4 protein-coding genes are annotated in these 6236 nt (G+C 65.8%); 1 reads left to right on the forward strand and 3 read right to left on the reverse strand.

The annotated features are described in order from the left end of the window. The 3 genes from ACFDSW_RS14575 to ACFDSW_RS14585 all read right to left on the reverse strand — a co-directional run. Positions 1 to 1227: MFS transporter (locus tag ACFDSW_RS14575; RefSeq protein ID WP_375250997.1), on the reverse strand; the 1227-nt coding region annotated here is incomplete at its 3' end. 5 nt (positions 1228 to 1232) lie between these two features. Continuing rightward, entirely contained in the window at positions 1233 to 3596 is a 2364-nt protein-coding gene (locus tag ACFDSW_RS14580; protein ID WP_375250998.1) for a TonB-dependent receptor, read from the reverse strand. A 114-nt stretch (positions 3597 to 3710) separates the two neighbouring features. Beyond that, positions 3711 to 4769 carry a LacI family DNA-binding transcriptional regulator gene (locus ACFDSW_RS14585; protein WP_375250999.1) on the reverse strand — a complete coding sequence of 353 codons (1059 nt, stop codon included), beginning with the start codon at positions 4767 to 4769 and terminating at the stop codon, positions 3711 to 3713. Between the two features lie 77 nt (positions 4770 to 4846). Between ACFDSW_RS14585 and hisD the strand changes: the two genes are divergently transcribed. Further along, complete coding sequence (hisD, locus tag ACFDSW_RS14590) at positions 4847 to 6154, forward strand: histidinol dehydrogenase (RefSeq protein WP_375251000.1); 1308 nt, start codon at positions 4847 to 4849, stop codon at positions 6152 to 6154. Positions 6155 to 6236: the final 82 nt, after the last annotated feature.

Consider the following 6236-nt stretch of genomic DNA (forward strand, 5'->3'; position numbering starts at 1 on the left):
CCAGATCAGCGCGGCCAGCGTGAAGGCCGCCGCCGCGCTGCCCATCGTCACGCCCAGCCCAAAGCGTGCGGCAAGCGATCCGGTCACCAGCGGGGCGAAGAACGACACCAGCCGTCCCCAGTTGAAGATCGATGCCGCCGTCGATTTCAGATGCGCCGGGTACAATTCGGTCAACCACGGCCCCCAGATGACGCTGGCCGATAGCATGAAGCCATAGACGATCCCGATCCAGCCGAGCAGCAGCGGATCGGTCTCGACATGCAGGTACAGCAGGATTGCCACCGCCGCCGCGAGGAATCCCAGCGCATTGAAGCGGCGCCCGAAGCGATCCCCGGCCCATCCCCAGACGAAGCCGCCGACGATATTGGCGCCGAACTGCCATGCCACCAGCGACCCCATGGCGGCGGGATCGAGCCCGCGAACGTCGCGCAGATAGGTGGTCAGCCAGCCACTATAGGCCTGATATCCGAAGAAGTTCAGCCCGGTCAGCGCCGCCAGCGCCAGCGTCCGCGCGCGCAGGCCGGGGGCGAAGAGATCGAGCACCGGCACCCGGGACGGTCGCTCCGCCGCGCGTCCGCGCGCATCGACGCTTCTGGGGATCAGGACGAGCGCAAACCCGGCGAGCAGGATCGGGGGCAGCCCGCCGGCGATCAGCAGCGCGCGCCAGTCGCCGTTCGCCCAGCCACTGGCCAGCCCCATCACCGTTATCGCGCTGGAGAAGATCGCGTTGATGAGGCTGGCGAGCCGCCCGGCGACGGTGGGCGAGAACAGCCCGACATAGATGCCCACGACGATCGGGAAGATACCGCCCATGAACAGGCCTAGCACCACCCGCTGCGCCAGATAGCTCTGGTAGCTGTCGACCAGGCTTCCGGTGATCAGCGTCGCGCCATAACCGAGCATGACGATCGTAAGCATCGCGCGGCGACCGTAGCGATCGGCGAGTTGCCCGATCAGGACCGCCCCCACCAGCGCCCCGGCACCCTGCGCGGAATAGCCCGACCCCGCCTGCGTCAGCGTCAGCCCAAGCGAGTCGCGTATGAACGGGCGCAGCACGTCGACGCTGTTCCACGCCCAGCTGTAGAAGAACTCCGCCACCATCAGGAACGCGAAGGCGATGATCGCGCGCGCCAGCGGCGGGCGCGCGGAACCTGCGGGTTCGGATACGGCGGTGGGGGCGATCCCGGCGAGCGCGGCCTCCGCCGCCGGCAGGCTGGCGGCGGCCACCCGTGTCAGTACCGGACGCCGAGGCGCAGCCCGTAGACGCGCGGCGGGCCATAGGATTGCTGGATGCGCTGGTTGTTGCCCACCGTCGAGCTGTACAGCACCGCCTGCTTCGTCAGGTTGGTCCCGAACGCCTCGACGTAGATCTGCGTCGACGGCGACGTCCAGCGCAGGTTGGCGTCCAGCAGCGCATAGGCTTTCTGCCGGTCGATCGCGGTATTATAGTCGGTCGAATAATAGGCCGTCGAGTAAAGCACGTTGACCGCGGGCGTGATCCGAGCGCCGCTCGCCAAGTCCAGGTCATAATAGACGCTGGCAGTCCCCTTGAAGGTCGGCGACATCGGCACGTCCTTGCCCGCCAGATTGGTGGTGATCGGATCGCCGTTGGTGGCGGTATAGAAAGGGTTGGGGCGAGTATAAGCGGTGAACTTCGCGTCCAGCAACGCGCCGGTCAGGTCGACGTGCAGCCCGTCGACGGGCAGGGTGCGTAACTCGACTTCCGCGCCATAGCTGCGCGCCGCGCCGGCACTGGCATAATAGGACAGGTTGGTCCGCTGATCGAGGATCGTAATCTGCAGATTCTTGTAATCATTATAGAAGGCCGACAGGTTCAGGACCATCCGCCCGTTCATCAACGTGTTCTTGCTGCCCACCTCATAGGCCGTGACCGTTTGCGGTGCGTAAGAGAAGGGAATCGCGGCGTTTGACGAATTGTTGTTGATGCCCCCCGACGAAAAGCCTGTCGATACGGTGCCATAGAGCATCATCAGGCGGCTGGGGGTATATTCGAGACCCGCCCTCCACGTCACCTTGTCGAACGTCGGCTCACCCGTGGCGCGCGCCGCGGTCTGCGTGCTGAAGTCGAACGTTCCCGCCGGTGCGGTGAAGTTGGTGATGATATAGCCCTTGCTCTCGTCCGAATAGCGGACGCCGCCGATAATCTTCAGCGTGTCGGGGATGAGCGCGAAGCTGGCCTGCCCGTAAGCGGCATAGGCTTTCGTGTTGATGTCGGTGCGCGATTGCGTGCCGCGTGTCGCGGACGTGGTGTACACCTGCTGATAATATTCGGTGATCCTGTCGTGGAAATAATATCCGCCGATGATCCATTCGAACCGCGTCGATCCCGCCGAGGCAAGTTGCACTTCCTGCGTCACCGAGGTGGTATAGGTGTTCGCGGCTTGCAGCCCCGATGCCGCGAAGCCACCCGACGTGCCGGTTGCGGGGAAGACGATGTTCGACTGGTCGAGGTCGGCACTGCGATAGGCATGGAAATCGGTATAGCCGGTGATCGAGCGCAATGTCGCGAACCCCAGATCGAACGCGATCGAGCCGCTGCCATAGGCCTGTTCGAGCTGCTCGAACGGCTTGTAGTCCCACGAATTGGTATAAGGATCGCCGGTGACCGACACGCCGATGTCGACGCCGCTGACGATGTTGGTCCCGTTGCGTGCGCTGGGATTGACCGCATAAGGCTGGCCGTTGATCGAGCGCAGTCCCGTCGCCGGATTGATGAGCGTCCCACCGACCCGGTAGCCATAGGCGCCGCCACCCGTGTTGTCGCGTTTCCAATAGCCGCCGCGCGCGTCGATCTGGATGTCGGGGGTCAGCGCGATCGCGATCGAGCCCCGCAAGGCGGTCTGGTCTTCGTCCAGCAGGCGGAAGGACTGTGTGGAGCGGACATAGCCGTCATGCTGGCTGTGATAAGCGGCGACGCGCAGCTGCACCGCATCGCTGACCGGCAGGTTCAGGTAGCTGTCGAACTGATAGAGGTCATAATTGCCGATCGTGCCGTTGACGCCTGCCTCGAACTTCTTGGTCGGTGCGTTGGTCGTGACGCTCAGATTGCCGCCAAAGGTATTGCGGCCATAAAGCGTTCCCTGCGGGCCGCGTTGTACCTCCACGCGCGCAACGTCGAACAGCGGGATGCTCTGCTGCTGCGTCCGGCTTTGATAGATGCCGTCGAGGTAGAAGCCGATGACCGGGTCGCTCTGCGCGCTGACCAGCTGGGTGCGCACGCCGCGGATCGCGGGGAAGGAGTCGGAGCCCTGCTGTCCCCAAGTCAGTCCGGGCGACAGGAGTTGCAGGCGGCTGACGTCGGTGATCCGCGCCCGGGCGAGGTCCGCCGCGCCGATCGCGGTGACGGACAATGGCACGTCCTGCAACCGTTCGGTGCGGCGTTGTGCGGTAACGACGATGTCGCCGAGTGCGCCGGTCGATGCGCTTTCCGACGCTGCACTGGCAGGCGCGGCGGCGGGCGATTGTTCGGCCGATCCGGCGGGCGCGTCGATCGGGGCCGTCTGCGCGGCGGCCGGTGTCGCCAGCGCGACGGCCAGGACCGCGAAAGAAATGCCGCTTGCCGCGCGCTTGGTCATGCTTTTCCCCTTTTGTGCAAGGCGGGTCGTGCTGCGCCGCCTTCACAAAGGCTATTGTTGCATTCGAATGCTGTCCACTAAAATATGCATCCGGATGCAGACGTCGGTCGTTGGTCAGAGGCGCGCGGATCGCCCCGGTACGAACGCGCCCACGAACGAGCGGCGCTCCGCGGGCAGCGACGGGTCCTCGATGCGCTCCATCAGCATCTGCACCGCTGCTTCGGTCATCCGGCGCACTGGCTGCCGGATCGAGGTGACCTGATAGCTCATCCACCCGGCCGGCTCGGACCCGTCGAAGCCGACGATCGAAATGTCGTCGGGCACCTGTAGCTTGAGGTCGAAGCGGCAACCGTCGATCGCGCCGATCGCCATCACGTCGCTGACGCAGATCACCGCATCGAGCGACGGCGTCGACTGTGCCAGCGTGGCGATCGCGTCACGCCCGCTGGCGTAGCTGAAATCGCCGCGGACGACCGGGGTGTCGGTGATCCGGGCCTCGGCGAGCCGCTGGAGCGCGGCGTGCCGCCGTTCCTCGCCGACCGCGCTGTCTTCAGGTCCGGCGATCACCGCGAAGCGACGATGCCCCGCGGCCAGCAATCGCTCGACCAGATCGCGCTCGCCCGTGGCCGAATCGCACCAGACGCTGGAAGTCAGATGCTCGCCGGCGGTACGATTGTAGAGGACCATCGGGATCCCGTGCCGCCGGATCCCCGCGATCTGTTCATTGTCGAGCCGCGCGGCGGAGATGATGCCGTCGACGTCGTGCCGCCACACCTGCTCCAGGATCGAGTCGATCTCACTTTCCGCGGTTAGTGCGAACAGCAGGACGCGGATGTCGCGCTCGGTCAGGCGGCGGCTCAATTCGGCCAGCACCTCGGGATAATGGAGGTTGGTAAGCCGCGAGATGAACACCGCGACCAGATTGGTGCGGCGGGTGATCAGCGCCTGCGCCAGCGCGTTGGGGCGATAACCCAGCTCGGTCGCCGCCTTCATCACCTTCTCGCGCGTCGCTGCGGCGATGCTGCCGCCAGGTGCGAAGCAGCGCGACACCGCAGACTGCGATACGCCCGCCAGCCGAGCGACGTCATAGGAGGTGGCGCGACGCACGCTGCCGAACGCCGCCGGGGCCTCCGCTTCACCCGCCTTCGCGCTTTTCTTGCCTGACTTGGCCACTTGACCCCCGTGACATGTGAATTCGAATTCAATAAGCATCCGTCACGCCATGTTGTGGCTTGCAAGAGGAGGACGGAATGGCCGACGCGGCACCGAAGGGGTTTGAGCAGACCACAGTCTATGTCAAGGCGCCCGCGCGGGACTCGATCGGCGACCAGCAGGGCGTCGCGGGTCTGGTCGAGGGTATCCTGGCCGATGTGCGCACGCGGGGCGACGCGGCGGTGCGCGATTATTCGCGGAAGTTCGATCAGGCCGATCTGGACATGTTCGAAGTGTCGATGGCCGATCGTGAGGCGGCGGTCGCCGAACTCGATCCGCAGACGCGCGCCGATACCGAATTCGCGATCGCCAACGTCCGGCGATTTGCCGAAGCGCAACTGGCGACGATCCTGCCGCTGGAGGTAGAGCCGCTGCCCGGGTTGCATCTGGGGCATCGTGTGATCCCGATCGACCGCGTCGGTGCCTATGTGCCCGGTGGCCGCTTCCCGTTGTTATCGGCCCCGATCATGACGATCGTGCCGGGCAAGGTGGCGGGGTGCCGCGAGGTGGTCGCGTGCCTGCCGCCCAATGCGCACCGTGCGATGATCGCGGGCTGTCACATGTCGGGCGCTGATCGCATCTTCCGTATCGGCGGCGCGCAGGCGATCGCGGCGATGGCGTTCGGCACCGAGAGCGTGCCGCAGGTCAACAAGATCGTTGGCCCGGGTAACGCTTTCGTCAACGAGGCGAAGCGGCAGGTGTTCGGGCCGGTCGGGATCGACCAGCTCGCCGGGCCGTCGGAGATCTTCGTGCTGGCGGATGCCAGCGGCGATCCCCGGCTGATCGCGACCGATTTGCTGGCGCAAGCGGAGCATGACGTTCGCACCCGCGTCGGCCTGATCACGACCGACCGTGCAGTGGCGGAGCAGACTGCGGAAGAAGTCACGCGGCAGCTGGCAACGCTGGAAACCGCGGGGATCGCGGGAACGAGCTGGGCCGATTACGGTGAGATCGTGCTGTGCGCGGACGAAGCGGCGATGATCGCTTATTCCGATCATGTCGCTGCCGAGCATCTCCAGGTGCATACGCAGGATGCGCACGGACTGGCGGCGAAGCTGCGCAACTACGGCTCGCTGTTCATCGGCGAGAACGCCAGCGTCGTCTATTCCGACAAGACCGTCGGCACCAACCACACGCTGCCGACCATGGGCGCGGGGCGCTATACCGGCGGCTTGTGGGTCGGCAGCTATGTGAAGATCGCGACCCACCAATGGCTGGAGGACGAGGCGGTGTTGACAGTCGGCCCGCCCGCCACGCGGCAAAGCGCGAGTGAAGGGTTGGACGGGCATATGAAGGCGGCGAAGGTCCGCGTCGATCGCCTCCATCAGGCCGCTACCGCGGCGTGATGATCGGCGGGCGGGCGGCCGCGATGGACCGCCCGCCCCGCCGTGCTTCCGGCGTTAACGGCGCGCAGCCTCCGCCGGCACG

The organism is Sphingomonas sp., assembly GCF_042091075.1.
Taxonomy (GTDB): Bacteria; Pseudomonadota; Alphaproteobacteria; order Sphingomonadales; family Sphingomonadaceae; genus Sphingomonas.